A 17,250-nucleotide genomic window follows, 5' to 3' on the forward strand; every position below is an offset into this window, starting at 1 on the left:
ATCTGCAGCAGATGGGAACTATTACTATAGATTTTATTGCTGAAAGTGAAATCAATAATAACCCTTTTTTGCCCCAACGATTATCAAATACAGCAGTTGGCAGATTATATTGATCAATTACGTCGCCAGGGTGATTCAGTCGGTGCCCGGATTGTTGTCATGGCTCGTGGTGTTCCTGTGGGGCTTGGTGATCCGGTCTTTGACAAGCTCGATGCGACGCTTGCCTATGCTATGATGTCGATTAACGCAGTTAAAGGCGTAGAAATTGGTGCGGGTTTTGCTGCTGTCAGTCAATTAGGCAGCGAGCATCGTGATGAAATGACGAAACAGGGCTTTTTAAGTAACAATGCTGGCGGTATTCTTGGCGGGATTTCAACCGGGCAAAATCTACAAGTCAGTGTTGCCTTGAAACCTACTTCAAGTATTATCAAGCCTGGCAAAACAATTAACACGCAAGGGGAAGAAGTAACGGTTGTTACCAAAGGCCGCCATGATCCCTGTGTGGGTATTCGAGCGGTTCCTATTGCTGAAGCAATGATGGCTTTAGTGTTGATGGATCATTACCTGCGGCATAAAGCACAGAATAACTAATAATCAGGTATCTGAGTCAAGCTGAAACAGTTGACGATTGACGCAGAGCTTATAAAAATCGAGGTAGTAATGAATAGACGATTAAATATTGCTATTGTGGGTGCAACAGGGGCAGTGGGAGAGGCATTACTCACCGTATTGCAAGAACGTGATTTTCCTGTTGATAATCTTTATCCACTTGCCAGTGCACGTTCGGCAGGTAAGACGGTTACGTTTAATAATAGGCAGTTGGATGTAGAGGATTTATCTACCTTTGATTTCAGTCAAGTTGACATCGCTTTGTTTTCTGCTGGTGGTTCCGTCTCCAAGCAGTTTGCTCCTATTGCAGTGGCTGCTGGTTGCGTTGTGGTGGATAATACATCCTGTTTTCGTTACGACAGTGATATTCCTCTAGTGGTACCTGAGGTTAATGCACATCGCATCGCTGACTATACCAACCGAGGTATTATAGCCAACCCTAATTGTTCCACAATTCAAATGGTAGTCGCTCTAAAGCCGCTACATGATGCCGTGGGAATTAGCCGTATCAATGTGGCGACTTATCAGGCAGTTTCTGGTACGGGTAAGAAAGCAATCACCGAATTGGTTAATCAGGTGGGAGAGTTATTGAATGGTCGCCCAGTAAAATCGTCAGTTTATCCACAACAGATCGCTTTTAACGTTTTGCCACATATTGATGAGTTTCAAGAAAATGGTTATACCCGTGAAGAAATGAAAATGGTCTGGGAAACAAGGAAAATTATGGAAGATGATACGATCCTGGTTAACCCAACGGCAGTGAGAGTGCCTGTTCTTTATGGTCATTCTGAGGCAATCCATGTTGAATTAAAAGCACCATTGACGGCGGTTGATGCACGTAAATTATTGGCTAAGGCTCCAGGGATTCGGTTAATTGACGATGTGGCTAAATTACAGTACCCGACACCTATTACTCATGCTGTAGGTCACGATGAAGTCTTTGTTGGTCGTATTAGGCAAGATATTTCTCATCCTTGTGGTTTAAATCTCTGGGTCGTAGCAGATAATATCCGCAAAGGTGCAGCAACAAATGCAGTACAGATTGCTGAAATTCTGCAACGTGAGTATTTATAATTTATACTTGTGGTTATGACGAAAAAATTTTACATGATCCCGATATTGAAGATATTGATACTGGGGATTTTGGTACCGGTGATACTGGGCTACCGACCCGAAAGCCTCCTGGCTTTGAGGGGGGTCGTTTTTGGTCGATGAAACCTTCCTTATGGATAGAGAGCAGCGCGAAGCTGAACAACAGGGGCATCGCCAATTAGCTAAGGTTAATGCCCGTGAACATCACGAAGAGCAACAAAAAAACGCGCCTGAGGGTGAGTTACAAAATAATATTCATCAACATCCCTGGTTAGACAGGCAGATCTTTGATGGTATTGATACGGGACCATTGAATCCGGATCCTCCATTAAATTCAGAAGCCTATACTGAGATGCAGAATCGGGAACGGGAAGAGCAGTTGGAAAAGCAATTACGTTTGGGGAATATGCCCAAATTTTCTTCAACCCCTGAATATAAACCATAGGACCTCTTATGACTATCGCCAATGATATCATCAGTTGTCGTATGCCTGATTTTGAGCATTATTTACGTTTAGGGGACTCGTTAGATGATACGGATGAGTATGGCTTTACCCCTTTGATCGAGTGTGCGATTACGCAACAAATTAATATCGCAGAGCAATTGCTCGCTCGTGGCGTGAACGTTAATAAACCCGATGTTACGGGCCGCACTCCTTTACACTGGGCGGTCGATAATAATGATATTAATCTTGCCCGGTTGTTACTTGCTCATGGAGCTGATGCAAATGCTTACACGCGCGCCGGTTTGTCAGTATTAGTCTATCCTGTCCTAAGAGCGCAAGATCCACTCAAACATTTACTGTATCAGTATGGAGCAAAACTTGATTTTGCGCTGGATTTTATTCATGGCAAGTTACTAGGTCATCGCTACGAATTAAAAGGTGACGTGGATATTGTTAATGCGCAGGGAGAATTCATTGAATTAGATTATGAAGGCTTTATTCTTGAGTTTACAGTTGCAATCGTGAAGGATTCTTTGCGCCGTTTTACTTCTAGTTATTCGACTCGACATTTGCGTGAACAGTTCCCTTACTTATATAACATTATGGATGCCTTTGGTTTAGCGGCTGAACTTTTGCAATTACAGCATCATCGTCACTTAAACGAAAGACATAAAGCACGGCTCGCTCAGATCATTAAGACAGCTCCTATGTTAATATTGCCAGCCGCGAGTCGTGGTCATGCTTTATGTTTTGTTCGTTATCAGCAATGGTGGGCAAAGATTGATCGTGGTGAACATAGCTTGACGGAAGGCTCTGCTAACATTTATCGCATTACTCGTCCTGAAGCATTCAATGCGCATTTTTTACAAGAATTTTTATATAAAAAGCAGAATCGACGTTACTTTCATCATGTGATTAATCAGCAATTGGGTTTATTGCCAATCACGCAAATGCCGATTAGTTCACAAATTTCAGGAAACTGTTCCTGGGCTAATGTACAGGCGATAGTCCCAGTAGCATATGCCTTACAACAACTTAGTATAGAGGGCATAGAGGAATTTAAACCTGATATTGCCATGAATCTTTATGATACCTGGGTTGAATGGGATAAAGATCGGGCATTGGATGAATGTGTGCATCGTTTTTATCTAGCTGACCCAGTAAGAAAAGCAAGCTTTGCCTCTATGCTTGCTGCTGTGCTATTTCAAGCTTGTGATTATGCTAACCGTCATCATATAGAGCGTGCGGAAAAAATTCTGACCATTCTAACCTTGCCTGAGTATTATTATATTTTGCAAAGTTATTTACAGGCTTATTGCGTTAAACGCTTAACCAGGAGAGGCAATAATTTGCTCAAATTACTGGATGATTGTGGAGTAAATCCCAATATTGGTGTGACTCCCGTCGCTACTGGTTTGCGAGACGATTAGCGCATGCTATTCAAATTCCTAGGGAGGGAGAGGGGGATCCTGGTTGTAATTATTCAACATTTTTGTCGTGCTTCACATAAAAATTCTAAAAATTTTTATTGTAAGGCTATCAGGCCATTGAAATGGCATTCTCCACGTCATACTTAGAGATTCTTCATTTTGTTTGGAAGGACGAAGAACAACAGCCCTGCAGGTCGGCGCCCTTGACTCGACATGGTATGAACATGCACGCTGTTGGGTGAGGCGCTCAACCTACATTTCCGGTGTTAGTTGGATCCAATAAGAAGTAGGATTCCTGCATTAGCACAGAGTGGAACACGGGAATCCCAGATTAAGATTAATCATCAGTCGAGTTATTAGTCACCGGTTTTTCTGATCGTTGCTGAGGTCCTTTCTTTTTAGCAGAATCGGTTTTAAGGGGTATCACACGTCCTCCGGTTTGCTGGCCAGAACCTTTTTTGCGCTGAGGATGATTTGCTACATTACCGCTACGTTGCTGCGGATGGCCTCCACCCCCAGGACGCCGACGACGATTACCCTGATTTTGCTGACGTCTTTCACCACTACTGGGTTGTGCTGATTGTTTGTGTTGGTGATGAGAACTACTGCGTGTCATTTTTTCATGACGGCTGGTACTACTAACGCTGCTAGGTGATTCGGATGTGCTGCCAAAGAGACTACTCCATAGACGTTTGATGAAGCTGCCATGGTGAACCTTGGGTGCATGGTGAGTAGAAAATCCTTTTACAGCGGGTTCATCATGTTTAACAACTTCTTGTTCACTACGTACAATGTCCAATTCTGGTTGCTGAATCAGTGAATAGCTGGGTTTTTTATTCTTACCTACATTATCTTCTTTAAGACGAGTAATGTTGTATTGTGGTGTTTGCAAATAAGGATTAGCAATAACGAGTACTTGCACATTATGGCGTTTTTCAATATTTAGAATAAATTCACGTTTTTCATTGATGATGAAAGTAGCCATTTCCACTGGCAATTGTACCTGTATTTCAGCGGTCTTTTCTTTCAAGGCTTCTTCTTCGATTAAACGAATAATCGATAAACCATGTGATTGAATATTTCTTACTGTACCTCGTCCTTCACAACGCGGACATACTTCCTGTGCTGACTCACCTAAAGAAAGACGTAAACGCTGGCGTGACATTTCAAGTAAACCAAAACGGGAGATACGACCAACTTGAATACGTGCTCTATCTGCCTTAAGCGCTTCTTTCAAACGATTTTCTACATCACGTTGGTTTTTACTGGAAGCCATATCAATAAAATCAATGACCACTAAACCACCCAAATCACGTAAGCGCAATTGACGAGCGATTTCATCAGCAGCTTCAAGATTGGTATTGAGCGCAGTCGCTTCAATATCTGAGCCGCTGGTTGCTTTTGCCGAGTTAATATCAATAGAAACCAGAGCTTCAGTACGATCGATGACCAGCGCACCACCAGAAGGAAGAGGAACTTCGCGCTGATAGGCGGTCTCGATCTGGCTTTCAACTTGGTAGAAATTAAACAAGGGGATCGTGTTATTGTAGAGCTTAAGGTTAGGCAGAAAATCAGGTTTAACCTGCTCAATGTATTGTTTTGCCTTTACGTAAGAAATTTGATCATCAATGATGATTTCACCGATAGACTTACGTAGATTATCGCGTATGGAACGAATAATTACATCACCTTCCTGATGAATCAGGCAAGGAGCAAGTTGCGAATTATAAGCTTGGCGAATGGCTTGCCATTGATTACAGAGCATATCAAGATCGCCTTGTAATTCATCCTGGCTTTTACCAACACCCGCCGTACGGATAATCAGCCCCATATCTTCTGGCAATTGCAAGGCATTTAAAGTTTCTTTCAGCTCATCTCGATCATCGCCTTCGATACGACGAGAGATACCTCCAGAATTCGGATTATTAGGCATTAACACCAGGTAACAACCTGCCAAAGTAATGTAGGTTGTTAGAGCTGCGCCTTTATTACCACGCTCTTCTTTGTCCACTTGGATAAGCAATTCCTGGCCTTCGCGAAGAAGGGCAGTGATTGGCGGTTTTTCATCACCAAAATCATCAGGATGTTTGCTTAAATACTCAGGTGAGATTTCTTTAAGAGGCAGAAATCCCTGACGTTTTGCGCCATACTCGACAAACACGGCGTCCAGACTTGGTTCGCGACGAGTAACAACCGCTTTGTAGATATTACCTTTTTTCTTAACTTCTGCAGGACATTCGATGTCCAAATCATACAGATAATTATTTTTAACCAGTGCAACACGTACCTCTTCGGCTTGAGTTGCATTTATCAACATTCTTTCCATTATTCACCCTCATAAAAGGGCGCTACCTCAAGTAAAGACAGTAAGGCTATTCATTCTTGTCTTTTTGGAAGCTATGCGATACCACAAAGCTCGCTTCTAATTTATTCAGAACGAGTGTTGTGCATCGTCGTTTTTGCAAATAACCTGAAAATAATTTCAGGTTATTAACTATAGCTTGCAAATGACAAAAAATATTCTCTTTAAGCAGGACCCAAGACCATAGGGACAGACCACACGCATGGTACCGGCAAATATTGCGGCGCATACTGGATATGTACATCTGTAGTGACAGAGCGATGTGGGGGACGGGCTGAATGGATGAAATTTCATGCATAAGAAAACATCCTTTGCCTAAAATCCGCAAAATGAGCTGTAACTGATGTAAAGCATGTCTGACATGCGTGGGTATCTGATGAGTTCGTTTTCAATTTGGCTCTGGTACTGGGTTACTTCCTTCTATCATTCACTCAAGGGAAGCGCGTTTTCAAACTCCTAGGATTTGCTTTCAATTCTGTTACTACGAACCCAGCATATTGATTTTTTATGCTATTTGCTTGCAAGTTTCTGGTACTATTGCACCACCAAAATCTGTATTGCAGGATTCATACTGGCTAATTGGCAACTCATCCTATATATGGCCGGGTTTTTAGTCGGCCGATAAACTTTTTCTTTGTTTATGCGTTATAATTCGGTTGCGCGAACAATGCCACGCACTTCCAATAGTACCAAAAAAACAATTACAGCAAATAGGTTTATGCATAAATGAGTGATGTACGTTACACAGAAATTAGTGCTGAAGAAGAAGGACAGCGCTTGGATAATTATTTGATGCGTATTTTGAAAGGGGTACCTAAAAGTCATATCTATCGCATTATTCGTGCCGGCGAAGTGCGCATTAATAAGAAAAGAGCGCAGGCGTCTTCGCGTTTGATGCAAGGTGATTCCGTGCGTATTCCTCCAGTACGTATCAGTCAGGGTAAAGATGTTTTTGTCGGCGAAAAGCTTGAGCAACGCTTACAAGAGAGTATTTTGTTTGAAGACAATAGCTTGTTAGTGATTAATAAACCTGCCGGTATTGCGGTACATGGTGGTAGTGGTTTGAGTTTAGGCGTTATCGAGGCTTTACGAAAAATGCGTGACGATTTGTCTTATCTTGAACTTGTGCATCGTTTGGATAAAGAAACGTCAGGATGTTTGTTGCTAGCAAAAAAGCGAAGCATGTTGCGAGCGATCCAAGCGTTATTAGAGGCACGTGAGGTACAGAAAACTTATTGGGCGCTTCTTAGTAATTCCTGGCAGGGCAAAAAACAAAACTAGTAGATGCCCCATTGGAAAAAATACTTTAAAATCAGGAGAGCGAATTGTCGCTGTGAAAGAAGAGGGCAAAGCATCACAAACTTACTTTAAGCTGCTGGAAAATTATCAGCAGGCTTGTTGGGTCGAGGCTTCTCCTAAAACAGGACGTACTCACCAAATTAGGGTGCATAGTGCCTATTTAGGACATCCAATTGTGGGTGATGAAAAGTATGGTAAAGAAGAATTGATAGCAGGTTTGGAGTTGGTTAAATCACGACTTTATTTGCATGCCAGAGCAATTCAATTTAACCTGAACGGAAAAAATTATTTGTTTGAAGCAAATTTAGATGAACGGTTTGCAGAAACACTAAAGAAATTACGCGCGGGGAGCTTGTTGACTCATGGGTAGGCCATATCGCTTAGTAGTGTTTGACTGGGAAGGAACCTTAGGGGATACGCTGGGACAAATTTTGGATACAGTGGCTATAGAGGCCAGGCGTTTGAATTTTGGTGAAATTGATGAAGAACTAGCCCGTCAATCGGTTGAACTTGGTTTGGTGAAGGCAGTAAGAAAGGTATTCCCGCGCCTGAGTTTGCAACAGCAAGAACAATTGCTATTGGCTGTACACCAATCATTGGTTTCACGTACTACCCATGTTTATTTAATCCCAGGTGCAAAAGAGATTGCTCGGCAGCTACATCAAGCAGGTATTAATCTGGCGATTGCAACCAATAAAGGCCATCAATCGTTACAAAGGGTTTTACATTCTTCTGGTTTGGATGAATTTTTTAAAGTAACCCGTTCTGCGGGACAAACGCCGCCTAAACCTTGTCCACAAATGTTAGAAGAAATTTTAGCTGAGTTTGATGTGGGAATTCGTGAAACACTTATGGTGGGCGATTCGGTAACGGATATCGAAATGGCGAAAAATCTCGGTGTTGATGCTGTTGGAGTCGACTTTTACCATCAACAAGACGCCGCACTGCGTGCGGCAGGTGCTATGGAAGTTTTTGATGACTACCAACGCTTTGCTGCTTATCTACAATTACCTGAAGAAAAAGGGGACTTTAGTGAGTAACCTGACCAGTTTACCCAATCTGTTAACGTTAATGCGTATTGTATTGATACCAATATTCATTATTGCTTTTTATATGCCTTTCTCCTGGGGGCATGGTGTGGCTGCAGCTATTTTTGCTTTGGCTAGTTTTACTGATTGGTTGGATGGTTATTTAGCGCGTAAACTCAAGCAAATTTCACCTTTTGGTGCTTTTCTGGATCCTGTGGCAGATAAATTATTAGTCGCTTGTAGTCTATTATTGTTGGTTGGTACCAAAAGTATGGATTACATTACTATTCCTGCTATTGTGATTGTGGGGCGTGAAATAGTTATTTCTGCACTTCGAGAGTGGATGGCTGAAATAGGTAGCCGCGCTAGTGTAACAGTGAGTTATATCGGCAAAATCAAAACCATGATGCAAATGGTTGCCCTTTTTCTTTTAATTGCCTTTACACCATCACAGTCTTGGTGGGGTGTTTTGGGTTTCATTATGCTTTATTTGGCAGCCATTTTAACTATTTGGTCGATGGTTATTTACTTGATGATTGCTTGGCCGCAACTTATGAAAAAAAGTCACAGCATAGCCTAAAAAATTAGGGTTTTTATGTTGACAGCATCCTAATTTACGGTAGAATGGCACCCCGTAGAGACGCGGGAATAGCTCAGTTGGTAGAGCACAACCTTGCCAAGGTTGGGGTCGCGAGTTCGAGTCTCGTTTCCCGCTCCAAATTAAAGCGACGCCATAGTCGCTTTTTTTACTGTTTGAGCGTGGCTGTGTGGCAGAGTGGTTATGCAGCGGCCTGCAAAGCCGTGTACGCCGGTTCGATTCCGGCCTCAGCCTCCACAACAACAATATGCCCAGGTGGCGAAACAGGTAGACGCAAGGGACTTAAAATCCCTCGGAGGTTAAACTCCGTGCCGGTTCGACTCCGGCCCTGGGCACCAATTACAGATTGTGATTGTTTGTAAAGGCTCAAATCAGGGCTCTTCCCCAAATCCGGGGGCTCTTCACTCATCCACAAAGCACTCTAACTCTTAATCTATAATTTTCAAAATTTCTAAATCCATAAGCTCTGCGTTGAATCAATTTCATCTTTCGATGAAACCCTTCCGTTATTCCATTATTCTTCGTAAAACGAAGCATTCTAACGACGTCCTCTCTCCATTTAAATAGTGTATTTCCTAAAGTTCTAAGCGATTGAAAAGCACTTTGCCTTAACTCTTTAACCATTTCCAAGAATTGCGGTAATAAGCGTTTACACTCTTTTGCTGTACAATGCTTCTTAGTTAATAGTTCATGCAACTGTTGTTTAAAATCATAAATCGCAGCAATCGCGGGTTGTTGTTCCAGGTATCGGTCGCGTTTGCTTAAACGTAATGACGTTAGATTCTCTGGCTTTGTCTTCACAGCCATGAGTGTGCCTCTTTGATACTTCATTGCCGGATCAATCTGATGAAAGGTTTGCATGCTCTGTTGGTTAATTAATCGGATGACATGAAAGCGATCGGCCACAATCTTGGCATTAGGAAAGTACCGGTTCACTATCGCTCGATAACTACTGCTCAAATCAATACAGACAACCCGTACTCTCTCTTTACCTTCCAATGCCTTAAAGTAACTCTCCAAATCACGCCCTGAACGGCCTTTAACAATATCAAATACCTTATATTTACCTAAATCACACAACGTGGTGATATAACCTTGCTTCTTTGTAAATGAATGTTCATCGATACCTAACACTCTAGGGCATAAAGGTGAGGTAATTCGCTTCTCCTGTCGTTCATAACCATAATGATACCAACGTTCTATCGTTGATTTGCCTGTATGGAAATGACGGCTTAAATCCTTTTGGCTAACACCCTCTGTGTGATGGTGAAACACCTCTTTACGTAAGCTTTCTGTAGCTCGCTGGTATTTACCTATCCCTGGAAAACGCTGATTAAAATAGCGCTTACATCCATAGCACTGAAATTTATGCGCCTTGATAATTAAATAGCTATAACGCAATCCTATAGACTCATGGCGTATCTTACGCTCAAAACTATCCTTCTTCCTTAACCGCTTTTCATTACAGTAAATACATCGTACTACTCGGTTATAATTTACTTGTATATAAACAGGATTGTTTCCTGTCACCTTGGTTATTGTGTAACCAGGAAAATTTAGGATAATATCTTTTTTCGGCACTTTAATCCTCTTTTGATTGGGGGGATCAAAGAGTTAGATTACTATAATCCGATTAAAGTGCCCCTACATTTGGGGTAGAGCCAAAACGAGTCTCTCTTTGGTATTTTTCATGGTAGGGGTGTGTTGATGGAGGGTTTACAGGCTTAATTTATTGATAAGATGAATCACATGAAAGCGGTTAGCAGCAATTTAGCATTAGGAAAGTAACGTTTACCGATAGCCTACTACTTCAATCAACGCATACAAGCTCTTTACATGCCAACATTTTAAAGCAAGACTCAAGGTCTAGTGTTGAACGACTAAGTCATGAAGCATTTTATTAAGTTATGATAAGATTCATACGATAAATTTATACAAGGTCTAAGATATGAGCCACCTGAAAAGAAGCACTGTATTACCTGATCATTTTTTACTTATTCTCATCTCAGCCCTTATATTCTTTTTTATCCCTATGTATATGGTAAATCTTTCGCCCCAAGATTTTTCATTACTAGATCAACAGGCACAGTTAGTAATAGCGTTTACTTATAGCTGTATTTTTACTGTTTTATTGCTGGCTATATACTGGGTTTTATACATTGCCAAGCTCAATTACATAGCTAATTTCTGCGTGATTTTTACCTTTTTCTGGGTTTCTTTAGCAGGCTATCTTTTCCCATTAGTTAAACCGGGGGGTATGCTCGATCCTATTGATATGCCGATAAACAAAATCAATGTTTTAATCGTTTTTATTCTTTCAACAACATTAACCCTACTAACTAAAACAAAAATGTCCAAGTACGTTATTGTCTTTTTTGCAGCATTCTTATTGTCTTGCATTATCCCCGACATTATAAATAAGCATACCCAAAGTATTAGCTCTGAAAAAAGAGATAAATTTGCAAAATTGTCCACTGAAAATAATATTATTGTCTTAAGTCTAGATGGATTACCGGGGGAATCTGCTTACAATGTCATTAATGATAACGCTTTATTTAAAAACGACTTCAAAGATTTTACGCTCTTTAAAAATGTAATTTCATCTTCACCAGCAACCCTTGCATCAATTGCAGGTGAATTAAATGGGAACATTAATCTAAAAGAAGTATTTGGAACCGAAACTGCAATTGTACAAAGTGATAAAAAAGACTACTGATCAATAGGGACGATTTTGAAACCTATACTTACATGATGTACAACTTCTTTAATTTAGATAAATCTAAAACCCTGCATTTTGGTGAATTGTCCGAAAATGCTCTAGATATGCGAAGTAAAATTAATTTCGCAATTAATTTTTATAAAAACATCGCTGCTCGAATAGGGACAAGCAAGGTATTTAAAATCTCAAATAATGTTACAAACCCTTTTTTCGAAAAAACAACCAGTTTTATAAAATCAAGACTGCCTGAACCCCAAAGTACGAATGATTTTTTATCTCGCGTGCAAAATCACAAAGGACCTGCGTGGAGTATAACTCCAATGTCTTCTATTATTGATTTGGAAGGTTTGATTCAATCACTGTCTACGGGGGCCGATAGAAATAGTGCGAGATATATGCATTTCGCGTTTACCCACTTTCCAGTGAATTTTGATGAAAATTGTGTATACAAAGGCGATGATGCCGAGTGGTTTAAAAATAATCAAAATGAAAAAGGTATTGATAAGCTGACCTCTTGTGGTTTAAAACAAGCTGCTGCTTTCCTGGACCAATTAAAAAACTGGGTATATATGATAATTCATTTATTGTAATAAAAAGTGATCATGGGCAGCCTGTAAATTTTTACACGTCAACACCTAATAGCCTTAAAATAAACCATCATAGCTTATGGGGTTATAATCGATATACACCTATGCTGTTAGTTAAAAACTATAAAAACAGAAATAAACAGATCAAAATCAGTAAAAATTTAGTGATTCTCGACGATTTGGCTCAAACCATATGTAGTAATACTCAGAGTAAAGAGAACTGTCAGTCTTATCCAGGAGTTAATTTGTTGGGAAGTAACCTATCAGCGCCCCGTGACTTACACATTTATATTACTCCCAACAAAAATTCGACCTACATGCTTGATGATCTTGTGGAGGTTACAATTAGAAAAATCAAGGCGATGATTTTCTGAAACTATTGCAACAAAATAGTATTGAATTGACAACATAAAGATTATTAGATGGTAGTTCACATTGTAACCACCCAACTATAATCAGGATTAAACCTGACGCAAGGTGAAGGCAAGGTTAATAGAGTAACGTGATTTATTTATAATTGTCATGCAGTATTGGCTCAAATATGTTTTAATAATTTAAAGTTAACGGATATCATTTAGAAGGATGGTTGTTATGACAAAAAATAGGATGTGGGGATTTTTGTTACTATTTAGCTTTTGGATTCCTGAGGCTTTTGCATATATTGATCCAGGTTCTGGCAGTGCCATTATGTCGGCGATTATTGGTTTTTTGTTGCGATTGGTATTGCGATTAAATCCTATTGGTATAAATTAAAATCACTAATTTTTCGTAAAAATTTAAAACGATAAGAAGCTTGAAGCTCATGATTAGGGTTATAAATGGATGTATTTATTCTTGGTGCCGGAAAGCCTGCTCATGGTGAAAAACCATCATCACTCAAAACAATAGCTCAATCTACTCGAGCAATGGACTGGTTGATTCATTGCTTTGAGCTATTAAATGGAGTAAATAATCTTCATTTTCTGGGTGGTTATCATGTTGAGGACGTAGTTAAAGATTATCCAAATCTTAAGTTTACAGTCATACCCGATTGGGAAAGAAGAAGCATATTGCATACTTTTTTAAATGCTCCTTTTACCAGTAATTCAGCAATTATCACCTACTCCGATACCATATTCCGGAAAGAAATATTAGAAAAAATGTTGGCAGTAGATGCGGATGTTGTAGTTGGCATAGATCAAGAGTGGAGAAGCAGATACAACAGAGATTTACTCGACATTAAGTTGGCAGAGACCATTGATTTTCTGGATATTAAATCGGGCAGTGAAGTTGAATTTACTGGATTAGTTTATTTTAATGCAAAGACTATCAGTTATATCCGTTCGCTCTCAGAAGAGGATATAGGCCATAATTTAATTGATTTATTGCACTATTTAAAAAAGCAAGGATTTAATATTCTTCCTTTCGACTTATCAAGAAATTGGGCAGAATTTAATTCACCCAAAGATATTGCTAAATTCATATTAGGTACAAAAGCAGATACTTTAAAACGTTTAGAATCCAGAGTTTCTACCTGTAAGATCGGTAACCAAGTTTGTTTCACTTTACACGATTGGCTGTCAGATTCATCTAAAGTATTAAATTCTATAGTTACCGTGTTTAGCGGCACTAGCATTATTGTCAGAAGCAGCTCCAAAAATGAGGATAGTTGGACCAGCTCTAACGCTGGGGAGTATCAATCTATTCTTAATGTCGATGCAAATGATAGCAAGGCAATTTCTGAAGCAATTGATAAAGTAATAATTTCATATGGCAATCATGCTGATGAAGAAGAGCAAGTCTTAGTACAACAATGTATCTCTAATGTTGCAATATCTGGTGTGGTTTTTACATGTAATCTTGATACTGGAGCACCTTATTATCGTTTTAACTTTGATGATAAATCTAGCTCAACTGAGTCTGTTACCTCCGGAAATTCGTTAAGCTTAAGGACAATTATCCTTAGTAGATTTAAAACGGATTTATTAGCCACTAAAGAACCTAAGCTAATTCCAGTGCTTAGAGCGGTACAAGAGTTAGAAGAATTGCTTCAATTCGATAAACTTGACATTGAGTTTGCAGTTGATTGGGACGGTTGTGTACATGTATTCCAGGTTAGACCGATTACGGTTGATCACAGTAATTTTGAAGTAGAGCAATCAGAAATAGAGAATAATCTTTTTGATAGTCAAAAATTTCTTTTTAGAAAAAATGGCTCCATCTCCTTTTGTGTTTGGAGAGGAAACAATTTTTGCAAATATGCCTGACTGGAATCCTGCTGAAATTATTGGCACCAGCCCAAAGCCATTAGCATTTAGTTTGTATCGTCATCTTATTACAAATGATGTATGGGCAAAACAACGATTTGAATTTGGATATCAGGATATCCAACCATGCCCTTTGATTTATTCTTTTTCGGGGCATCCCTATATTGATACACGTGCCAGCCTAAATTCTTTTATTCCAGCAGATTTATCTGAGTCTCTTAAATATAAACTTGTACAGGCTTATTTAAATATTTTAAAGAGAAATCCAAATTATCATGACAAAATTGAATTTGATGTAGCTTTTACAATATGGACGCCAGACTTTTTTGAATCTGCCATAAATAGGCTTACAGCATTTGGGATTTCCATCGAGGAGATACTGGAATTAGAGTTAGCATTAAAAAAACTTACATGTTCTGCCTTAGAAAGACTGGAGGGGGATATTAATAACATCGATTTACTTGGGGAGAGAAGAGAAAAAATTTTATCCAGTCAAATTCCCTCCATTGATAAATTGTTTTTATTAATAGATGATTGTAAGACATTTGGAACCTTGCCTTTTGCTCATGCAGCAAGAGCTGGATTTGTTGCAACCACGCTTCTTAAAAGCTTTATATCCAAGGGTATTTTTACTGAAAATAGATTCTCCGAGTTTATGGGTAGTTTGCAAACCATTGCCGGCGAGTTTGAAAGAGACCGATTTTTATATGCAATAGGCGAGCTTACAATTGATGAATTAGTTGAGAGGTATGGCCATCTAAGACCAGGAACTTACGAACTATCTAATCAAGCATACTGGGAAGATCCCTCTCGCTATATTAGCTTGTTAACACACAATGATTCTGTGCGAGAAAATCCTTTTAGCCTGTCACTGGAAGAGAAAATTAAACTGCACGAAGTTTTGTGTAAAATGGGGTCACATTTAAATCCCACTCAACTTATAAGCTATATCGAAAAAGCAATCATTTCACGCGAAGCAGTGAAATTTCAGTTTACTCGTAATCTAAGCAAGGCTTTGGATTTATGCATCGTTTGGGGGGAAAGTTTAGGTATTTCAAGAGAAGATATGTCTTTCTTAGAGTATCATGATTTGGAGCAATTCAAGCTTCATATAATGAATAGTAACGATCTAAAAATTAAAATAAAAGATAATAAAAATCGATATAGACTGTCTTCCCTTATAGAGTTACCCAATTTGATATCTAATCTGGATGACTTTTTTGTTTTGAAAGGCAAATGCATACCCCAAACTTTATCACTATGAACAAAGCATTATCTTATGTAAACTGCTTTGATAAATTAGATTTAGCATCATTAGAGGGTTCAGTAGTATTAATACCTCAGGCAGACCCTGGGTTTGACTGGCTTTTTGGCCATAAAATCGGTGGCCTAATTACTCAATATGGAGGGGCAAACTCTCATATGGCTATTAGAGCTGCCGAAATGAGTTTGCCTGCTGCTATAGGTGTAGGTGAGTCATTATATGAGCAAATTTCTAAAATGAAATTGGTTGAGCTTGATTGTGCCAATCAAATTATAAGAGAAGTATTGTGAAGGTTATAGGTATATCACAGAGGGTTGAATTCATTAGTAACTATAATGAAACCCGGGATTGCCTTGATCAACGATGGACTTTATTAGCCCACGAATTGAATTGCTTAGCTTACCCCATTCCTAATCTTTTTAATAAGCATTCTGTCTCTTATTTAGATAACTTATCATTTGATGCGATTATTTTAAGCGGGGGAGGCTCAGTAGAGCACTTTTCTTGTGACGCAGAAATGAGTCCAAGAGATCAGACTGAGATGTTATTAATCACTGAAGGTAGAAAGAGAAAAATTCCTATTCTAGGTGTCTGCCGAGGGATGCAGTTTATTAATTTATATTTCGGAGGGCAAATTTCCGAAGTTAATAACCATGTTGCTTGCTACCATAATTTAAATGTTTTATCTGAGTATCAATATTTAATCAATAATACGGTCAATAGTTATCATAATTTTGGAATCATGAGAAAGGAACTGGCGCGTTGTTTAATGCCAATAGCATGGGATGATGCTGATTATATAGAAGGGTTTACTCATAACGATGAACGTATAGCAGGAATCATGTGGCATCCGGAACGGGAAGCTGGTTTTAACTCAAAAAGATCTTGATTTATTAAGGAAGCTTTTATTATGACGCGTGCTTTGATTTTAGCTGCTGGTCAGGGAACCAGGTTAAGACCATTGACCAATAATATGCCTAAATGTTTAGTGCAATTGTGTGGAAAAAGTCTTTTGCAAAGGCAAATAGATACTTTAAAAATATGTGGCATTGATAGTATTCAAATTGTTACTGGCTATTGCTCAGAAAATATCGAAGCTCTCGGTTACCCTACTTCTAAAAATGGGGAATATGAGACAACTAATATGGTATACAGTTTGTTTACTGCTCGTGATTTTTTAATACTGCTGAGGATTTGATTATATCCTATGGGGATATAGTTTACGATAAAGATAACCTGTTGAAATTAATTGATTGCTCTGGCGAAATAGCAATTATGAATGACAGGGATTGGTTTGATCTATGGTCTTTAAGAATGGAAAAACCTTTGGAAGATGCAGAGACGTTTATGGTAGATGGTGATGGTTATGTAAAATCACTTGGACAAAAGCCTGTTGGTTATCATCAAATTCAGGGACAGTATACGGGTTTAATCAAAATTAGAGCCGATAAATTATGTGAGTTTATTGAATTTTACGATTCTTTAGATCGGGAAATTTCTTACGATACAAAAGAATTTTAATAATATGTATATAGACTACATTTTTAGCAATTACTAATAAATAGAAGGCT

17 protein-coding genes, 3 tRNA genes and 2 pseudogenes are annotated in these 17,250 nt (G+C 39.1%); 20 read left to right on the top strand and 2 right to left on the bottom strand.

The features are described 5' to 3' along the window. From aroC to ankH, 4 genes and pseudogenes are all read left to right on the top strand, one after another. Positions 1-591, top strand: a pseudogene (gene aroC / locus BN58_RS23035) (chorismate synthase); the annotation flags it as partial. 69 nt (positions 592-660) lie between these two features. Then, positions 661-1,683: an aspartate-semialdehyde dehydrogenase gene (locus tag BN58_RS07345; RefSeq protein ID WP_026069332.1), complete on the top strand. Its 1,023-nt coding sequence runs from the start codon at positions 661-663 to the stop codon at positions 1,681-1,683. A gap of 130 nt (positions 1,684-1,813) precedes the next feature. Beyond that, positions 1,814-2,146, top strand: coding sequence for a hypothetical protein (locus BN58_RS23040; RefSeq protein ID WP_019216284.1), 333 nt, complete (start codon positions 1,814-1,816; stop codon positions 2,144-2,146). 8 nt (positions 2,147-2,154) lie between these two features. Then, positions 2,155-3,576, top strand: coding sequence for a Dot/Icm T4SS effector AnkH/LegA3 (gene ankH / locus BN58_RS07355; protein WP_019216285.1), 1,422 nt, complete (start codon positions 2,155-2,157; stop codon positions 3,574-3,576). A 337-nt stretch (positions 3,577-3,913) separates the two neighbouring features. Here the strand turns inward: ankH and BN58_RS23045 are convergent, their stop codons facing one another. Continuing rightward, the gene (locus BN58_RS23045) at positions 3,914-5,902 is read right to left on the bottom strand and encodes an Rne/Rng family ribonuclease (RefSeq protein ID WP_083852140.1); all 1,989 of its coding nucleotides are present in this window, start codon (positions 5,900-5,902) and stop codon (positions 3,914-3,916) included. A gap of 762 nt (positions 5,903-6,664) precedes the next feature. Between BN58_RS23045 and BN58_RS36880 the strand changes: the two are divergent. The 6 genes and pseudogenes from BN58_RS36880 to BN58_RS07390 all read left to right on the top strand — a co-directional run bounded on the left by BN58_RS36880 (position 6,665) and on the right by BN58_RS07390 (position 9,201). After that, positions 6,665-7,607 (top strand): annotated as a pseudogene (locus BN58_RS36880) (RluA family pseudouridine synthase). Further along, on the top strand, positions 7,600-8,277 hold the full coding sequence (locus BN58_RS07370; protein ID WP_019216289.1) for an HAD family hydrolase: 678 nt from the start codon (positions 7,600-7,602) through the stop codon (positions 8,275-8,277). Before BN58_RS36880 ends, BN58_RS07370 begins: the two are co-directional and overlap by 8 nt. Beyond that, positions 8,270-8,845 (top strand): CDP-diacylglycerol--glycerol-3-phosphate 3-phosphatidyltransferase, encoded by a 576-nt coding sequence (gene pgsA, locus BN58_RS07375; RefSeq protein WP_019216290.1) that lies wholly within the window; start codon positions 8,270-8,272, stop codon positions 8,843-8,845. Before BN58_RS07370 ends, pgsA begins: the two co-directional genes overlap by 8 nt. Positions 8,846-8,907: 62 nt before the next feature. Continuing rightward, a tRNA-Gly gene (locus BN58_RS07380) sits at positions 8,908-8,983 on the top strand. A gap of 43 nt (positions 8,984-9,026) precedes the next feature. Next, positions 9,027-9,100, top strand: a tRNA-Cys gene (locus BN58_RS07385). Positions 9,101-9,112: 12 nt separating this feature from the next. Next, positions 9,113-9,201: transfer RNA gene (locus BN58_RS07390), tRNA-Leu, on the top strand. A 67-nt stretch (positions 9,202-9,268) separates the two neighbouring features. Here the strand turns inward: BN58_RS07390 and BN58_RS07395 are convergent. Beyond that, the gene (locus tag BN58_RS07395) at positions 9,269-10,444 is read right to left on the bottom strand and encodes an ISL3 family transposase (protein WP_019216291.1); all 1,176 of its coding nucleotides are present in this window, start codon (positions 10,442-10,444) and stop codon (positions 9,269-9,271) included. Positions 10,445-10,901: 457 nt separating this feature from the next. On the opposite strand from BN58_RS07395, the gene BN58_RS07400 reads away from it, so the two are divergent. From BN58_RS07400 to BN58_RS31620, 10 genes are all read left to right on the top strand, one after another. Beyond that, positions 10,902-11,579: a hypothetical protein gene (locus BN58_RS07400; RefSeq protein ID WP_198009841.1), complete on the top strand. Its 678-nt coding sequence runs from the start codon at positions 10,902-10,904 to the stop codon at positions 11,577-11,579. 32 nt (positions 11,580-11,611) lie between these two features. After that, complete coding sequence (locus tag BN58_RS31595) at positions 11,612-12,172, top strand: hypothetical protein (protein ID WP_198009842.1); 561 nt, start codon at positions 11,612-11,614, stop codon at positions 12,170-12,172. Between the two features lie 101 nt (positions 12,173-12,273). Further along, on the top strand, positions 12,274-12,543 hold the full coding sequence (locus tag BN58_RS07410; RefSeq protein ID WP_019216294.1) for a hypothetical protein: 270 nt from the start codon (positions 12,274-12,276) through the stop codon (positions 12,541-12,543). 217 nt (positions 12,544-12,760) lie between these two features. Continuing rightward, positions 12,761-12,922, top strand: a complete 162-nt coding sequence (locus tag BN58_RS30680; RefSeq protein ID WP_232220424.1) for a hypothetical protein — start codon at positions 12,761-12,763, stop codon at positions 12,920-12,922. A gap of 65 nt (positions 12,923-12,987) precedes the next feature. Then, the gene (locus BN58_RS31600) at positions 12,988-14,415 is read left to right on the top strand and encodes a PEP/pyruvate-binding domain-containing protein (RefSeq protein WP_019216296.1); all 1,428 of its coding nucleotides are present in this window, start codon (positions 12,988-12,990) and stop codon (positions 14,413-14,415) included. Beyond that, entirely contained in the window at positions 14,360-15,679 is a 1,320-nt protein-coding gene (locus tag BN58_RS31605) for a hypothetical protein (RefSeq protein ID WP_198009843.1), read from the top strand. Before BN58_RS31600 ends, BN58_RS31605 begins: the two co-directional genes overlap by 56 nt. Further along, on the top strand, positions 15,676-15,969 hold the full coding sequence (locus BN58_RS31610) for a PEP-utilizing enzyme (RefSeq protein ID WP_019216297.1): 294 nt from the start codon (positions 15,676-15,678) through the stop codon (positions 15,967-15,969). Before BN58_RS31605 ends, BN58_RS31610 begins: the two co-directional genes overlap by 4 nt. After that, positions 15,966-16,568, top strand: coding sequence for a gamma-glutamyl-gamma-aminobutyrate hydrolase family protein (locus BN58_RS07425; protein WP_019216298.1), 603 nt, complete (start codon positions 15,966-15,968; stop codon positions 16,566-16,568). Before BN58_RS31610 ends, BN58_RS07425 begins: the two co-directional genes overlap by 4 nt. A gap of 33 nt (positions 16,569-16,601) precedes the next feature. After that, complete coding sequence (locus tag BN58_RS31615; protein ID WP_232220425.1) at positions 16,602-16,877, top strand: NTP transferase domain-containing protein; 276 nt, start codon at positions 16,602-16,604, stop codon at positions 16,875-16,877. Beyond that, positions 16,874-17,200, top strand: a complete 327-nt coding sequence (locus BN58_RS31620; protein WP_051131861.1) for a glycosyltransferase family protein — start codon at positions 16,874-16,876, stop codon at positions 17,198-17,200. The genes BN58_RS31615 and BN58_RS31620 overlap by 4 nt, the downstream gene beginning before the upstream one ends. Positions 17,201-17,250: the final 50 nt, after the last annotated feature.

It is taken from the genome of Legionella tunisiensis, from assembly GCF_000308315.1.
Lineage (GTDB): Bacteria > Pseudomonadota > Gammaproteobacteria > Legionellales > Legionellaceae > Tatlockia > Tatlockia tunisiensis.